This window comes from Halalkalibacter suaedae, assembly GCF_017939705.1.
In the GTDB taxonomy this organism is placed as follows: domain Bacteria; phylum Bacillota; class Bacilli; order Bacillales; family Bacillaceae_D; genus Halalkalibacter; species Halalkalibacter suaedae.
In genome coordinates this window covers 385,076-399,165 of record NZ_JAGKSQ010000003.1, presented here as the reverse complement: position 1 = coordinate 399,165, position 14,090 = coordinate 385,076, and the positions used below count along the sequence as shown (strand labels likewise).

The window sequence follows — 14,090 nt, the reverse complement described above, 5'->3', positions numbered from 1 at the left end:
ATTGTTCGGAAGGTGGCGATTTCTTTGCGAACTTTTTCAACAGTAGAGGGTTTACCGGTTCTTTCAAGAGCATCAGGAGAAGAGTGCGGTCACATGATCGATTTAATTTACCTCAACGGACATGTATCTGGTTTTATGGTCGACCCTAAAGGCTTACTTACGAGACATCTGTTTCTTCCAGTAGAGAATGTATTAAGCTTTGGCGATGACGGCATCATGATTAAGAGCTCTAGTGAATTAAAGCCCTATGTAAAGGACAAACAAGCCTTCCTGCTTAGACATGGGAAAAGACGACTCCAGGGTACAGCTCTTCTAACGAAAGAAGGAGAGAAATTAGGCTTATTGGAGGACGTATATTTTCATGAGGAGTTGGGGAGAATCGTAGGGTATGAAGTGACAGAAGGGTTAGTTGCAGACTTGATAGAAGGTCGGAGAGTTGTCAATAGTCAAGCCAATCTGACAATCGCCGGTGGTCGGGCAATTCTAACCGAATAGAAAGGGGCCTTATTCATGCGTTGTCCTAATTGCCAAAGTAAAGATATCGGGAAGATTGGTACAAACCAATATTACTGCTGGAATTGTTTTGTTGAAATGAGTCTACAAAAGGGGAAGCTTTCGATGCACCAAGTTGAGGAGGATGGCTCACTTAGCTCACTTGATGATCTGTTTGAGGATCAGGACTTACATGTTGGGATGTAATACCTAACAGACAGGTGGTGAGACATATGAACAGAGCATTAAGAAACTCTTTGATCGTTGCTGGAATTGGAGCAGCAGCGTATACAACCATGACTGATCGTAAAAAAACAAACCAATTTGATAAAATGATGCGTCCGATGAAAAAAATGTTTAAGTAAGAAAGCAAAGGTCGTTTGTATGTCATGTAGTGACTACAAACGGCCTTTTTTGTATGGATTAAGGCTGAATGCACACAATAAAAGTGGAGGTGGATTATGGACAAAGATCTACAACAGAAGTGGATAAGTCGTTTGAGTATCATTCTCCTGACTCTTCTTATTCTGCTTGTGCTCATTCAACTTGCCCCTTTATTTGCCCCATTTGTTGAGATTGGAAAAACACTACTCTTACCAGTCGGAATTGCTTTTATTCTCGCATATTTGTTGCATCCACTAGTTGAGAAAATGCATGATGCTGGTTTGTCGCGAACGATAGCTGTCTTTATTATTTTCTTACTAATTTTAGGATTAATCACGTATTTATTTACAACAGGGATCCCTACATTAATCCATCAGGTACAATTGTTTTTAGAAACATTACCTAAGCAAATGAAGGTTTTAGAACAAGCCACCTATGAAATTGAACAACAAGTAAATGATTTACCTCATCCTTTAAGAGATCAAGCAAGAGATTGGTCTGTTCAGCTAGGAGAATTAGGAAAGCATATTCTTCAACAAATTGAAACGATTGCTATGTTTCTACTTACTTCTATGTTTTCTTTGTTGGTTATTCCATTCTTAGTGTTTTATTTTTTAAAAGACTTTGATCAAATACAACGGGTCACATGGTATCTAACACCCAAAAAGTGGCGTTCATTTTTAGCGAGATATATCAAAGATGTTGATCATACGATTGGAAGTTATATTAGAGGGCAGCTTCTGGTTTCTTTAACGGTAGGGCTTTTGTCAATGATCGGTTTATGGATTCTGGGTGTGCCTTATCCGATCTTGCTCGGACTATTCATTGCTTTTATGGACCTAGTTCCTTTTTTTGGTCCAATCATTGGTGCAATTCCTGCAGTTATTTTGGCTTTTCTCGATTCATGGCAACTAGGAGCTATGACGGCAACTGTCCTATTTGTTATTCAACAAATTGAAAGTAATGTGTTGTCCCCTATTATTGTAGGGAAGTCTTTGCATTTACATCCAGCTCTGTTGATCCTTGCCTTAATAGTTGGTGCTGAAGTGGGTGGTTTTATCGGAATGCTGTTAGCTGTTCCAGTGCTCGCAATTACCAAGGTTACTTTAGTGCATATACGCTGTTTTATGATGAAAGATTGACATTTACTCACTACATTTTTATAATAAAAGGGCAAATTGACAGTATAAAACGTTGATGGAATAAGTATGATTCAGTCCACTTGTATAGAGAGGCTTATCCTAGGCTGAGAGATAGGCTAAGTGAAGGGTTTCAGAACGCTACTCCTGAGTGCAGAATAACTCTGCCGTTAACTGCGTTAAAGTTGTAAAGCGATAGACAATGTCTATAATTAGGGTGGTACCGCGTGATGAAACTCTCGCCCCTTTTCTTTTAGGGGGGGAGTTTTTTTGTTTTTGAAAGTGCTCTTTTAGTACAGTTAGCTTTTTTAGATTTTGTTTATACATAAGGAGATGGAAACGATGAAAACATTAACTTCAGCACAGGTTCGTCAAATGTATCTTGATTTCTTCAAGGAGAAAAATCATGATATTGAGCCAAGTGCATCCCTTGTTCCGCACGAAGATCCAACTTTACTTTGGATTAATAGTGGAGTAGCAACACTAAAGAAGTATTTTGATGGCCGTGTGATTCCTGAGAACCCGAGAATTACGAATGCACAAAAATCAATTCGAACAAATGATATTGAAAATGTTGGTAAGACAGCTCGCCACCACACATTTTTTGAGATGCTTGGTAACTTCTCAATTGGAGACTATTTTAAAGAAGAAGCAATTGAATGGGCATGGGAATTCTTAACTAGTGAGAAATGGATTGGATTTGATCCTGAAAAGCTCTCTGTAACTGTCCACCCAGAAGATAATGAAGCATATGATTATTGGAAAAATAATATTGGTATCCCTGAGGAAAGAATTATTCGCTTGGAAGGGAATTTTTGGGACATTGGAGAAGGTCCTAGTGGTCCTAATACTGAGATATTCTACGATCGTGGGGAGTCATATGGCAATGACGAAAATGATTCAGAATTATACCCAGGTGGAGAAAACGACCGCTATTTAGAAGTGTGGAATTTAGTGTTCTCACAATTTAATCATAACCCTGATGGTACCTATACACCGCTTCCTAAAAAGAATATTGATACAGGAATGGGTCTTGAGCGTATGGTTTCCGTTATTCAAGACGTTCCAACAAATTTTGAAACTGACTTGTTCATGCCGATTATTCGTGCGACAGAGGAAATGACAGAGGTCAAATACGGACAAGCCGTTGAAACCGATGTAAGCTTTAAGGTCATAGCAGACCACGTTCGTACAGTAGCATTTGCAGTATCAGATGGGGCCCTTCCTTCAAATGAAGGACGTGGGTACGTTCTCCGTCGCTTATTACGTCGTGCTGTTCGTTATGCAAAGCTGATTCAAATCGATCGTCCTTTCATGTATCAGTTAGTTCCTGTTGTTGCTGATATTATGAAAGACTTTTACCCAGAAGTAAAAGAAAAGACAGAATTTGTGCAAAAGGTTATTAAAAATGAAGAAGAACGTTTTCATGAGACGTTGCATGAAGGATTAACAATTCTTAGCAAAATTCTTGCAGATGCAGAGGCTGAAGGAAAGAATGTTATTGCTGGTTCAGATGTGTTTCGTCTTTATGACACATATGGATTCCCTGTTGACCTGACTGAAGAATATGTTGAAGAGAAGGGTTTAACGATTGATCGTGAAGGTTTTGAGGTAGAGATGGAGGGTCAACGAAACCGGGCACGCTCCGCTAGACAGGAATCGGGGTCAATGCAGGTTCAAGATGAAATCCTTGGACAGATTACAGTTAGCAGTAAGTTTATCGGTTATGACTCAATAAAATCAGATGCGGTAATAGAGGTCTTAATTGCGAATAAGGAAATAACAACAGAAGTAGCGGCTGGACAAACGGTGCAAGTCATCTTAAATGAAACACCATTTTACGCTGAAAGTGGTGGACAAATTTCAGATAAGGGTCTTATCCGTGGTGAAAGTGGTCTTGCTGAAGTGACAGACGTAGTGAAAGCACCAAACGGCCAGCATCTTCACACAGTTTATATAAAGGAAGGATTCTTTAAGCAAGGTGAAGAGGTAACTGCGATTGTTGAAGAAAGCGAGCGTCAAGCAATTGTCAAAAATCATACGGCTACGCATCTGTTACACCAAGCACTGAAAGATGTTTTAGGTGAACATGTTAACCAGGCAGGTTCGCTTGTTTCAGAAGAACGGTTGCGTTTTGACTTCTCTCATTTTGGTCAAGTAACTTCAGATGAATTAACGAAGATTGAAGAGATTGTTAATCAGCAAATCTGGAAGGCAACAAATGTCGATATTTCTTCAAAAAAGCTTGATGAAGCTAGAGCAATGGGAGCAATGGCTCTTTTTGGAGAAAAGTATGGTGAAACGGTAAGAGTCGTTCAGGTAGGTGATTATAGCCTTGAACTATGTGGAGGGTGTCATGTCAGTAATACGGCAGAAATTGGTCTCTTCAAGCTTGTCTCTGAATCAGGAATTGGTGCAGGAGTTAGACGGATCGAAGCTGTTACAGGTCAAGGTGCTTATGAGCATATGAATAAGCAGATTCAATTATTAAGGGAAGCTGCATCAAGCTTGAAAGCGAAACGAGTAGAGGATGTTCCAAATCGTATTGAGTCAGTGCAACAACAAATTCGAGATCTTCAAAGAGAGAATGAATCATTAACATCAAAATTGGGTAATATGGAAGCGGGGAATCTTGTTGATTCAGTTGTCCAAATTAACGGTGTAAATGTTCTAACCAAAAAAGTGAATGCAGGAGATATGGATGCACTACGTGGAATCGTTGATACGTTGAAACAAGATTTAGCTTCTGGTGTAATCGTGCTTGGATCCGTTTCTGGTGACAAAGTGAATATTGTTGCAGGGGTTACAAAGGACTTGATTGGTTCGGGCTATCACGCTGGGAAAATTGTGAAAGAAGTCGCGACCAGATGCGGTGGCGGTGGTGGCGGAAGACCAGACATGGCACAAGCTGGTGGGAAAAATCCAGCAGAACTAGAAGATGCCCTGGCTTACGTCCATGAATACGTAAATACGATTTCCTAATTAGAAGAATATGGTGTACAATGGAAATAAGACAAGCTAGTATATTCGTTGGGCATTGTTAAGGATACTAGCAAAGAATGAAAGAGGTGTTTGTGATGAGCTCTATGGACAAAACGATGCAATTTAATTTTCAAGATGATTCGGTTGGTGTTGATGTCCAAGAGGTACTCCTTTCTGTCTATGAGTCACTAGAGGAGAAAGGCTATAACCCCATTAACCAAATTGTAGGCTATTTACTTTCAGGAGATCCGGCCTACATCCCTCGTCATAAGGATGCACGTACACTCATTCGAAAGCTTGAAAGGGATGAATTAATTGAGGAATTAGTGAAATCCTATTTATCACAACACCGTAAGGAGAATGAATGAGAGCACTTGGACTTGATTTAGGTACAAAGACAATAGGTATTGCATTAAGTGACGAATTAGGTTGGACAGCTCAAGGCTTAGAAACCTTGAGACGAGATGAAGAAGCTCCAGAACAAGACATTGAGAAAATCACAACATTGGTCAAGGAGTATCAGGTCGATACGATTGTTATTGGGCTTCCTAAGAATATGAATGGCTCGATTGGACCAAGTGGTGAAAGAAGTCAGGAATTTGCAGAGGGATTAAGCAAGGTTGTTACGTGTACAATAAAGCTATGGGATGAACGCTTAACAACAGTTGCGGCCGAAAAAATGCTTATTTCTGCCGATGTGAGTCGGAAAAAGCGAAAAAAGGTCATTGATAAGATGGCTGCGGTCATGATCCTCCAAGGGTATCTTGACCATAATGGAAAATAATAAAAAGAGGTGCATTATGCAAGAAGAAGAAAAAGAACGTATCGTAATTCCAGATGAGAATGGTGATGAGCATTTATTTGATGAGCTTTTCCGTTTTCACGTTGATGCAACAAACAACTCGTATATTCTAGTAACACCAGTCGGTGCAGAAGAAGATGAGGATGAAGAAGTAGAAGTATTTGCATTCCGCTACGAGGATCGTGAAGGGGAAGAAGATGATATTGCTCTTTTCCCAGTTGAAACGGATGAAGAGTGGGAAATGGTAGAAGAGATGCTCAATACATTTAGTGAAGAAGAAGAGGAAGAATAGATTCTACAGAAAGTTGTTGAGGACAGTCTCAACAACTTTTTTTTTGGTGACATGCTTATAAAATGTAGTATAATGGTACGGTGGAAGGAGGAGAAGAATGTCAAATTCCAACGAAAAACCAAGAAGTCTCTATGATAAACGAGTTTCTCAAGCGAGAATTGTGAGACGCGTTGTCTTTTTCTGTGTCCTTGGCTTATTGATCGTCGGGACAATTTTAGGGATAAGCTCATACTATTATTTGAAAAATGCTTTAGGTCCGATTGACGAAGAATCTCCCGAAGAAATCCAAGTAACGATACCAATAGGTTCAACTGCGAATCAAATTGGAACGATATTAGAAGAAGAGGGACTTGTTCGTAATGGTACATTGTTTCGTTATTACGTCCGTTATAAAAACGAATCTGGTTTCCAAGCAGGTGAATACAATCTATCAACCTCAATGACCTTAGACGAATTAATTAGCGAATTAAAAGAAGGTCGCGTGTTAGAAGAGCCGGAGCTAGTTTTCACGATACCAGAAGGTCGTTGGCTTGAAGATGTTGCTGTGATGATAGCTAATTCAACTGGACATGCTGTTGAGGACATCCAGGCTGTCTTAAGCGATCGTGAGTATGTAGAAGCGTTAATTGATCAGTACCCTATGCTTACTGAAGAAATCTTAAATGAGAGCATTAGACACCCATTAGAAGGCTATGTGTTTCCTGCACAGTATGAATTCATGGTTGAAGATCCTTCAATCAAAGACATTATTGAAGCGATGCTGAACCGTACTCAAACAGTAGTTGATGAATTATCTAGTGAAATTGCTGAAAGTGGTTATACGATCCATGAAATTTTAACATTAGCTTCTATCATAGAAAGAGAAGCTAAGACATCAGAAGACCGCTATAAAATTTCTGGAGTTTTGCATGACCGACTTGAGAGTGATATGCCATTACAGGTTGATCCAACTGTCGCTTATGCGATTGGTGAGCATCGTTATATGACTAGCCTTACTGACTTGAAGATCGATTCACCTTATAATACGTATCGCTATAAAGGGATACCAGTTGGACCAATTGCTAATCCTGGAAAGGACTCTATTCAAGCAGCTGTCCGTCCAGAAAGAACAGGAGCTTTGTTCTTTTATGCACGGGTAAATGGTGAGGTTATTTATTCAGAAACATATGAAGAACATAATCGAGTCCACCAACAGTATAGACAAGAGTGGATCGATGCCGAGTCACAAGGTGAGTTAGAAGAAGAACAAGAAAACGAATGAAGTAATGAAGAGGGAGGTGTCACCTGACACACCCTCTTTTGCTCATTTCTATTTTAGTGACGGAGGACAATATGATTAGTCAACAACTAGATAGCTATTTAAGAGAGTTAATCCCAACCAGAAAAGCTGAGGTTGAACAAATAGAAGCCTATGCAGCAGAACACGAGATCCCGATTATGGAGCTAGTAGGTATGGAATGTTTCTTGCAGCAATTAAAATTAATAAAGCCACAACGAATTTTAGAAATTGGTGCTGCTATTGGTTATTCTGCCATTCGTATGGCTGAGGCGACAGGTGCGGCAGTGGTTACAATCGAAAGGGATCAGGTCCGCTATGAACAAGCTATTGAAAATATACAAAAGCTTAATCTAGCTGATCGCATCCATGTACACTTTGGAGACGCACTTGAATTGGCACAAAGACTTGAATCTGACCCCTTGTATGATGTATTATTTATTGATGCTGCAAAAGGACAATATCAGCGTTTTTTTGATTTGTATAGCCCATTTGTTAAACAAGGTGGGGTCATATTTTCAGATAATGTTCTTTTTCGAGGCTTTGTTGCTGAAGAAGACATCGATAATAAACGCCTGCTGAAATTAGCACAAAAGATTAAACGATACAATCAATGGTTAATGAGTCATCCTGGCTACGAAACAATGATTTTACCAGTTGGGGATGGACTAGCTGTTAGTATAAAAAAATAAAAAGAGGTGCATTACATTGGGAACAAGACCTGAATTACTTGTTACACCCAAGGATCTAGATGCGGTACAACGCTTAATTAGTGCTGGTGCAGATGCGATTCTCATCGGGGAAGAACGATACGGTTTACGTTTAGCTGGGGAATTTTCTCGTAGTGATATTACGGAAGCTGTAGATGTCGCTCACGCAAAAGGAAAGAACGTTTATGTAGCAATGACAGCTCTCTTTCATAACGAAAAAGTTGACGAGTTAGCTGATTATATTGCTTTTTTAAATAGAACGAATGTTGATGGCATTGTATTCGGAGATCCTGCTGTATTAATGACTGTTCGTGAGGTTGCACCAGCTATGAAGCTGCATTGGAATACAGAAACGACTGTGACCAATTGGTTCACGGCTAATTACTGGGGTCGAAAAGGAGCGAGTCGTGCCGTGCTTTCACGTGAAATTAATATGGAAGCAATTCTTGAAATCAAAGACAATGCAGAGGTTGCTGTGGAAGTACAAGTACATGGTATGACCTGTATGTTTCAATCGAAACGAACTCTTATTGGTCATTATATGCAGTTCCAAGGGAAAAATCTCGAGGTAGAACGTCGTGATAAAGATCGAAACCTGCTCTTATTTGATCCTGAACGTGATGCACGTTATCCGATTTATGAAGATGAGAATGGCACACATATTATGAGTCCAAATGACATCTGTATTATCGATGAACTTGAAGAAATGATTGATGCTGGTATAGATTGTTTTAAAATTGAGGGATTACTAAAATCAACAGATTACATGGAACAGGTTACATCAATTTACCGTGAAGCGATTGATTTATGTCTTGACCAACGTGGCGAGTATGAAGACCGTAAAGAACAATATTTAGACGTACTCAACAGCTTACAGCCACAGTATAGGAAATTAGATACTGGTTTTTTCTTTAAAGAAACGGTTTATTAAATCAAGAAGGGGGATATCCTATGTCAACAATGGTAGAAGTAGCAACAACAGAAAAAAGAGTGATCACCAAAAAACCAGAGTTACTTGCCCCGGCTGGTGATTTAGAAAAACTAAAAATTGCTGTGCATTATGGTGCGGATGCGGTTTTTATTGGTGGAAGAGAGTTTGGCTTACGTTCCAATGCAGGAAACTTCTCCTTGGAGGAAATGAAAGAGGGAGTTGACTTCGCAAATAAATATGGAGCTAAGGTATACGTGACAACCAATATCTTTGCCCATAATGAGAACATGGATGGACTTGAGGACTATTTGCAAGGACTGCAGGAGGTTGGTGTAACTGGAATTATTGTTGCTGATCCTCTGATTATCGAAACGTGCAAACGTGTAGCTCCAAAGGTAGAGGTACATTTAAGTACTCAACAGTCCTTATCAAACTGGCTTGCCGTTAAGTATTGGAAAGAGGAAGGCTTACACCGTGTTGTTCTTGCACGTGAGGTTGGCCTTGAAGAAATGCTTGAAATGAAAAAGCATGTTGATATCGAAATCGAAACATTTGTTCATGGGGCGATGTGTATCGCTTATTCTGGTCGATGTGTGTTGAGCAATCATATGACAGCTAGAGATTCGAATCGCGGTGGTTGCTGTCAGTCCTGTCGTTGGGAATATGATCTATATGAACTAGATCAAAATGGTGAAAGAGCATTATTTGACGAAAATGATGTTCAGTATACAATGAGCCCGAAAGATCTAAATTTACTTCAAGCCATTCCCAAAGTTATTGAGGCAGGCATTGATAGCTTAAAAGTCGAAGGGCGAATGAAATCTATTCACTATGTGGCAACAGTGACAAGTGTGTATCGTAAAGTAATTGATGCTTACTGTGCTGATCCGGACAATTTTCAAATTGACAAAGCCTGGGTTGATGAGCTAGAGAAATGTGCTAATCGTGATTTTGCACCGCAGTTTTTCGAAGGCAATCCAACATATGAAGAGCAGATGTTTGGAAATCATCCAAAGAGAACAAAGTATGATTTTGCCGGACTAGTTCTTGGCTACGATGAAGAAACAAAGATTGTGACATTACAACAAAGAAATCATTTTAAACCTGGAGATGAGATTGAATTTTTCGGTCCAGAAATAACTAATTTCGTTCAAAAGGTAGGAACGATCTGGGATGAAAAGGGTAATGAACTTGACGCGGCTCGACATCCACTACAGATTGTGAAATTTAAAGTTGATCAACAAGTCTATCCACAAAATATGATGCGTAAAGAGGTTCGTTAATGGCTGCAAAACCAATTATTATCGGCGTTGCCGGGGGCACAGGATCCGGGAAAACGACCGTGGCTAAAGAAATTTTTCATCAATTTAATGAGCAATCGATTGTCTTAATTGAACAAGATGCTTATTATAAAGATCAAGCTCATCTTAGCTTTGAGGAGCGGTTGCTAACAAATTACGATCATCCTCTCGCTTTTGATAATGACTTATTACTTGACCATTTGAAGATGCTACAAGAGGGCATGGGTATTGAGAAACCTGTGTACGATTATGCTAATCATACTCGCTCAAGTGAAGTGTTATCGATTGCACCTAAAGATGTTATCATTTTAGAGGGTATATTAATTCTTGAAGATGATCGTCTTCGAGACTTGATGGATATTAAATTATTTGTTGATGCAGATGCCGATATCCGAATCATACGTCGCCTTGTTCGAGATGTTCAGGACAGAGGAAGGTCAATTGAATCAATTATTGAACAATATATTTCAGTCGTCCGACCAATGCATTTGCAATTTATTGAACCAACGAAGCGCTATGCGGATGTGATTGTGCCTGAAGGTGGGCAAAATCAAGTAGCAATTGATTTAATTGTAACAAAAATTCGTGCAATTATTGAAGAAAAGGCAATTTTGTAATAGGATATAGTACATGTAAGGGATTTCAGAAAACTCGTCTATCGAGTTTTCGTTTTACATATGTATGATATGCTTATATTTATTTATACCTAATTATTGAAGGACCAATGAGGAGTGAACGACGTGGCAGAAGAGAAAAAGCACTATATGACGATGGATGGTAAGCGTAAGCTTGAAGAAGAGGTAGAATACTTAAAGACAGAACGACGTAAAGAAGTCGTTGAACGAATAAAGATCGCTCGTAGTTTCGGTGACCTTTCAGAAAACTCAGAGTATGATTCTGCAAAAGAAGAGCAGGCTTTCGTTGAAGGCCGTATTATTCAACTTGAAAAAATGATTAGAAATGCAGTGATGATTGAAGAAGAAACGCCTGCAGCATCTAATGTTGTATCACTAGGAAAGACTGTTAAATTTATTGAGCTTCCAGATGGTGACGAAGAAGAATATATTATCGTTGGTAGTGCTGAATCAGATCCGGCTGAAGGAAAGATTTCAAATGACTCACCAATGGCACAAAGCTTACTTGGAAAACGAGTAAACGATAAGGTTTCAGTGAATACACCTGGTGGAGAAATGGAAATTAAAATTGTAGATATTCGATAAGCTAAAAAAACTGCTCAGAAATGAGCAGTTTTTTTATTATCAGAGTCTAAACTCTTTTTGTTTGAAAATGGAATGAGTTGGACAGACAGCGAATATAGGTAAATAAGGACTATTTTTGTGTTGTTGTATCGCAGGAGTAAGTTCGTTCTAGTATAATATAGGATAGAGAATAGTAGATGGGAGTGTGTAGAATGAGCTATCGCTATAAACAACGTAAGAAGCAGAGACTGAATACAATCCTAAATATTGCTATAGTCGTTGTTATTGCCTTAATTGGGGTATTTGCAGCACAAATCTTTTTAGGTGGAAACAACAGCGAAGTTGCATTAAATGAGCAAGAGCTTGAAACTGAAAATGAAACAAATGAACAAGCCCCTGTTGATTCAATTACTGATCCTAGTGAGTCAGAAGAAGAAACGGGCACAGATACAGCGACAAATGAAGATATAGAGACAGAAGAAGAAGAGACTGAACAAGATCAAGAGCCCGTCCAAGATGGAGAGTGGGAACCGATTGGCACAGAGCAAACGGGTGAGTTTACGCCTAACTTTAGTCAAGACAGTGTAAACTGGCAAGAAATGATGGAAGCCCTACGTTATGCAACAGGTCTTGATGAAAATATGATTCCTTGGAGAGTTGAAAATGGAGGTAGTCCGACTAGAGTTCGTGGAGTCGTAAGTGACCCAGCCAATCAAGGGCAGCCCTATGAGGTTTTCATTGAATGGGTTGATGGCCAAGGCTGGACACCTGTTGAAAAGAAACAGCTAACGAGTAATCCATACCAAGGGTAGTGTAAATACGAAAAGAGGTTGGGACAAAAGTGATTCACTAATAGAAAATCCGAACAATAATAGTTGGCGGGCGTAAACCGCTCCTGAAATATACTTCGCTTTCCGCGGGAAGCCGGTGAGCCTCCTCGGCTACGCCTGTGGGGTCTCACCTTTGGCTTTATCATCCCGCAGGAGTCTACGTATATTTCATCCGCTACGTGATTGCTTTGTTCGGTATTTCAGTTAGACACTTTGCTTCTCACTTTTTAAGTTCATGATTCGTTTGAGATTAATTACGAAAATTGAGTGGTACTTTGAACTTGCATGCGGAAGAGACTAAAATTTTCATAGCCGTGTCTTGACTTTAATTTAACGTGACTGGATGCGTCTTTCTTGTAGTAACTTCTTTATAGCAGCCACATAGTAAAGGTCAGACATTGTATTTTTCACATCCAAGTAGTACTTCAACTGGGTGTTGCGATTTTGTCACAGTGATTTATCAGTTCTTTTTGTGGCTAAAGTTTTACTTGTTTTTTACTGTTAATAGGAAAAATTCTATTTTTTCTCTCATCAAAGCGGACGGAATGGGCGGGCCGACTCCTGCAGGAAGAAAGGGCAGGTTTGAAATTCACCGGCGAAGCCGGTGAGTTCAACGCCCGCCGGAGGGTGCATGCCCCCATCCCGGTAGCGTGATCGAAGCGACTTTTTACGGCCACTTTATTTTGCCTTAAAATGAACAGTGGCTGTATAAATGGGTTGCTCCGTACGTGGGTGAATATAAACACTATGATGAACAGAGTGAACTTGTAAAAGTAGAACTTTGTTTATTTCAATTTGTTCAGCTATTTGGCGTTCCAATGCTTTAATATTATCTGTTTCAAAACATTCAATCTTATCTTCCATTCTATCTAATTGCAAAGACATTCCTATCACCTTTTTTATTATTATCATATCAGAAAAAATGTGTGAATCAAATCATTAGCGTGTATACTAGCAATAGTACATAGAAAGGGTGTTATTAATGAAAATTGGAATTATTGGTGCAATGGATGAGGAAGTTGAATTATTAAAAGAAAAGTTAGATCAACGAATAGATCAAACAATTGCTGGTTGTGAGTTTCACCAAGGAAAATTAAATGGACAAGATATCATTTTATTAAAATCAGGCATTGGAAAGGTAAATGCAGCCGTTGGAACAACGTTGTTGATTCAACTATTTCAACCAGACTGTATTATTAACACAGGTTCAGCTGGCGGTTTTTATGAAAAACTTAGTGTTGGTGATATCGTTATCTCGACTGAGATCCGTTACAATGATGTTGATGCAACGGTATTTGGTTATGAATTCGGACAAGTCCCAGCAATGCCTGCTTTCTATGCTCCTAGCGAGCAGCTTGTACAAGTCGCTGAAAAGGCGGCAGAGCGTGTGGGAATTCATGCAGTCAAGGGTCTGATCCTTTCTGGTGATTCCTTTATGAGTGATCATCATCTTGTTCAGCAATTGAAGGAGCGATTTGATAATCCATATTGTGCTGAAATGGAAGCTGGAGCTATTGCTCAAGTATGTTTTCAGTTTGAGGTTCCATTTGTTATCATTCGTTCATTATCAGATATTGCTGGCAGCGATGCGAAAGTGTCATACGATCAATTTTTAGAAACAGCTTCAGTTAATTCAGCGAAACAAGTACTCTTAATGGTTGAAGAATTAAGTAAGTAAGTGGTGAAATCTTCCTCAGTTAACGATCATTACATCATCCTATCTTGATCAAACAATGATAGAATGATAGAAGA

Annotated in this window: 17 protein-coding genes and 1 other annotated feature; of the genes, 16 read left to right on the top strand and 1 reads right to left on the bottom strand. The window is 39.3% G+C overall.

The genetic code is table 11. The annotated features are described in order from the left end of the window. Positions 1-24: 24 nt before the first annotated feature. The 15 genes from J7W16_RS09545 to J7W16_RS09480 all read left to right on the top strand — a co-directional run bounded on the left by J7W16_RS09545 (position 25) and on the right by J7W16_RS09480 (position 12,320). Entirely contained in the window at positions 25-495 is a 471-nt protein-coding gene (locus J7W16_RS09545) for a PRC-barrel domain-containing protein (protein WP_210597062.1), read from the top strand. Positions 496-510: 15 nt separating this feature from the next. Further along, positions 511-699, top strand: coding sequence for a hypothetical protein (locus J7W16_RS09540; protein ID WP_210597061.1), 189 nt, complete (start codon positions 511-513; stop codon positions 697-699). A 26-nt stretch (positions 700-725) separates the two neighbouring features. After that, positions 726-857 (top strand): hypothetical protein, encoded by a 132-nt coding sequence (locus J7W16_RS22180; protein WP_283246036.1) that lies wholly within the window; start codon positions 726-728, stop codon positions 855-857. Positions 858-953: 96 nt separating this feature from the next. After that, positions 954-2,018: an AI-2E family transporter gene (locus J7W16_RS09535; RefSeq protein ID WP_210597060.1), complete on the top strand. Its 1,065-nt coding sequence runs from the start codon at positions 954-956 to the stop codon at positions 2,016-2,018. Between the two features lie 43 nt (positions 2,019-2,061). Continuing rightward, positions 2,062-2,265: a binding site (T-box leader), on the top strand. Positions 2,266-2,357: 92 nt separating this feature from the next. After that, entirely contained in the window at positions 2,358-4,997 is a 2,640-nt protein-coding gene (alaS, locus tag J7W16_RS09530; RefSeq protein ID WP_210597059.1) for an alanine--tRNA ligase, read from the top strand. Positions 4,998-5,092: 95 nt separating this feature from the next. Continuing rightward, on the top strand, positions 5,093-5,365 hold the full coding sequence (locus J7W16_RS09525; protein WP_210597058.1) for an IreB family regulatory phosphoprotein: 273 nt from the start codon (positions 5,093-5,095) through the stop codon (positions 5,363-5,365). Next, positions 5,362-5,781: a Holliday junction resolvase RuvX gene (gene ruvX / locus J7W16_RS09520; protein ID WP_210597057.1), complete on the top strand. Its 420-nt coding sequence runs from the start codon at positions 5,362-5,364 to the stop codon at positions 5,779-5,781. The genes J7W16_RS09525 and ruvX overlap by 4 nt, the downstream gene beginning before the upstream one ends. Positions 5,782-5,797: 16 nt before the next feature. Continuing rightward, positions 5,798-6,091 (top strand): DUF1292 domain-containing protein, encoded by a 294-nt coding sequence (locus J7W16_RS09515; RefSeq protein ID WP_210597056.1) that lies wholly within the window; start codon positions 5,798-5,800, stop codon positions 6,089-6,091. A 97-nt stretch (positions 6,092-6,188) separates the two neighbouring features. Then, positions 6,189-7,352 (top strand): endolytic transglycosylase MltG, encoded by a 1,164-nt coding sequence (gene mltG, locus J7W16_RS09510; RefSeq protein ID WP_210597055.1) that lies wholly within the window; start codon positions 6,189-6,191, stop codon positions 7,350-7,352. A 71-nt stretch (positions 7,353-7,423) separates the two neighbouring features. Beyond that, a complete protein-coding gene (locus J7W16_RS09505) occupies positions 7,424-8,059 on the top strand; it encodes an O-methyltransferase (protein WP_210597054.1) in 636 nt (211 codons plus the stop codon). Positions 8,060-8,075: 16 nt separating this feature from the next. Next, a complete protein-coding gene (locus tag J7W16_RS09500) occupies positions 8,076-9,008 on the top strand; it encodes a peptidase U32 family protein (RefSeq protein ID WP_210597053.1) in 933 nt (310 codons plus the stop codon). A gap of 20 nt (positions 9,009-9,028) precedes the next feature. After that, a complete protein-coding gene (locus J7W16_RS09495) occupies positions 9,029-10,291 on the top strand; it encodes a peptidase U32 family protein (protein ID WP_210597052.1) in 1,263 nt (420 codons plus the stop codon). Further along, positions 10,291-10,926 carry a uridine kinase gene (gene udk / locus J7W16_RS09490; RefSeq protein WP_210597051.1) on the top strand — a complete coding sequence of 212 codons (636 nt, stop codon included), beginning with the start codon at positions 10,291-10,293 and terminating at the stop codon, positions 10,924-10,926. The genes J7W16_RS09495 and udk overlap by 1 nt, the downstream gene beginning before the upstream one ends. A 123-nt stretch (positions 10,927-11,049) precedes the next feature. Continuing rightward, on the top strand, positions 11,050-11,529 hold the full coding sequence (greA, locus tag J7W16_RS09485; RefSeq protein ID WP_210597050.1) for a transcription elongation factor GreA: 480 nt from the start codon (positions 11,050-11,052) through the stop codon (positions 11,527-11,529). 191 nt (positions 11,530-11,720) lie between these two features. Further along, on the top strand, positions 11,721-12,320 hold the full coding sequence (locus J7W16_RS09480; RefSeq protein WP_210597049.1) for a YrrS family protein: 600 nt from the start codon (positions 11,721-11,723) through the stop codon (positions 12,318-12,320). Positions 12,321-13,016: 696 nt separating this feature from the next. Here J7W16_RS09480 and J7W16_RS09475 read toward each other — a convergent pair. Beyond that, entirely contained in the window at positions 13,017-13,223 is a 207-nt protein-coding gene (locus J7W16_RS09475) for a DUF2536 family protein (protein WP_210597048.1), read from the bottom strand. A 97-nt stretch (positions 13,224-13,320) separates the two neighbouring features. On the opposite strand from J7W16_RS09475, the gene mtnN reads away from it, so the two are divergent. Beyond that, positions 13,321-14,016, top strand: coding sequence for a 5'-methylthioadenosine/S-adenosylhomocysteine nucleosidase (mtnN, locus tag J7W16_RS09470; protein ID WP_210597047.1), 696 nt, complete (start codon positions 13,321-13,323; stop codon positions 14,014-14,016). Positions 14,017-14,090 lie beyond the last annotated feature (74 nt).

Excerpts from the sequence above, each read along its gene's own strand:
- J7W16_RS09540 (WP_210597061.1), top strand. The coding sequence starts at position 511 with ATGCGTTGTCCTAATTGCCAAAGTAAAGATATCGGGAAGATTGGTACA.
- J7W16_RS22180 (WP_283246036.1), top strand. The coding sequence starts at position 726 with ATGAACAGAGCATTAAGAAACTCTTTGATCGTTGCTGGAATTGGAGCA.
- J7W16_RS09535 (WP_210597060.1), top strand. The coding sequence starts at position 954 with ATGGACAAAGATCTACAACAGAAGTGGATAAGTCGTTTGAGTATCATT.
- alaS (WP_210597059.1), top strand. The coding sequence starts at position 2,358 with ATGAAAACATTAACTTCAGCACAGGTTCGTCAAATGTATCTTGATTTC.
- J7W16_RS09525 (WP_210597058.1), top strand. The coding sequence starts at position 5,093 with ATGAGCTCTATGGACAAAACGATGCAATTTAATTTTCAAGATGATTCG.
- ruvX (WP_210597057.1), top strand. The coding sequence starts at position 5,362 with ATGAGAGCACTTGGACTTGATTTAGGTACAAAGACAATAGGTATTGCA.
- J7W16_RS09515 (WP_210597056.1), top strand. The coding sequence starts at position 5,798 with ATGCAAGAAGAAGAAAAAGAACGTATCGTAATTCCAGATGAGAATGGT.
- mltG (WP_210597055.1), top strand. The coding sequence starts at position 6,189 with ATGTCAAATTCCAACGAAAAACCAAGAAGTCTCTATGATAAACGAGTT.
- J7W16_RS09505 (WP_210597054.1), top strand. The coding sequence starts at position 7,424 with ATGATTAGTCAACAACTAGATAGCTATTTAAGAGAGTTAATCCCAACC.
- J7W16_RS09495 (WP_210597052.1), top strand. The coding sequence starts at position 9,029 with ATGTCAACAATGGTAGAAGTAGCAACAACAGAAAAAAGAGTGATCACC.
- udk (WP_210597051.1), top strand. The coding sequence starts at position 10,291 with ATGGCTGCAAAACCAATTATTATCGGCGTTGCCGGGGGCACAGGATCC.
- J7W16_RS09480 (WP_210597049.1), top strand. The coding sequence starts at position 11,721 with ATGAGCTATCGCTATAAACAACGTAAGAAGCAGAGACTGAATACAATC.
- J7W16_RS09475 (WP_210597048.1), bottom strand. The coding sequence starts at position 13,223 with ATGTCTTTGCAATTAGATAGAATGGAAGATAAGATTGAATGTTTTGAA.
- mtnN (WP_210597047.1), top strand. The coding sequence starts at position 13,321 with ATGAAAATTGGAATTATTGGTGCAATGGATGAGGAAGTTGAATTATTA.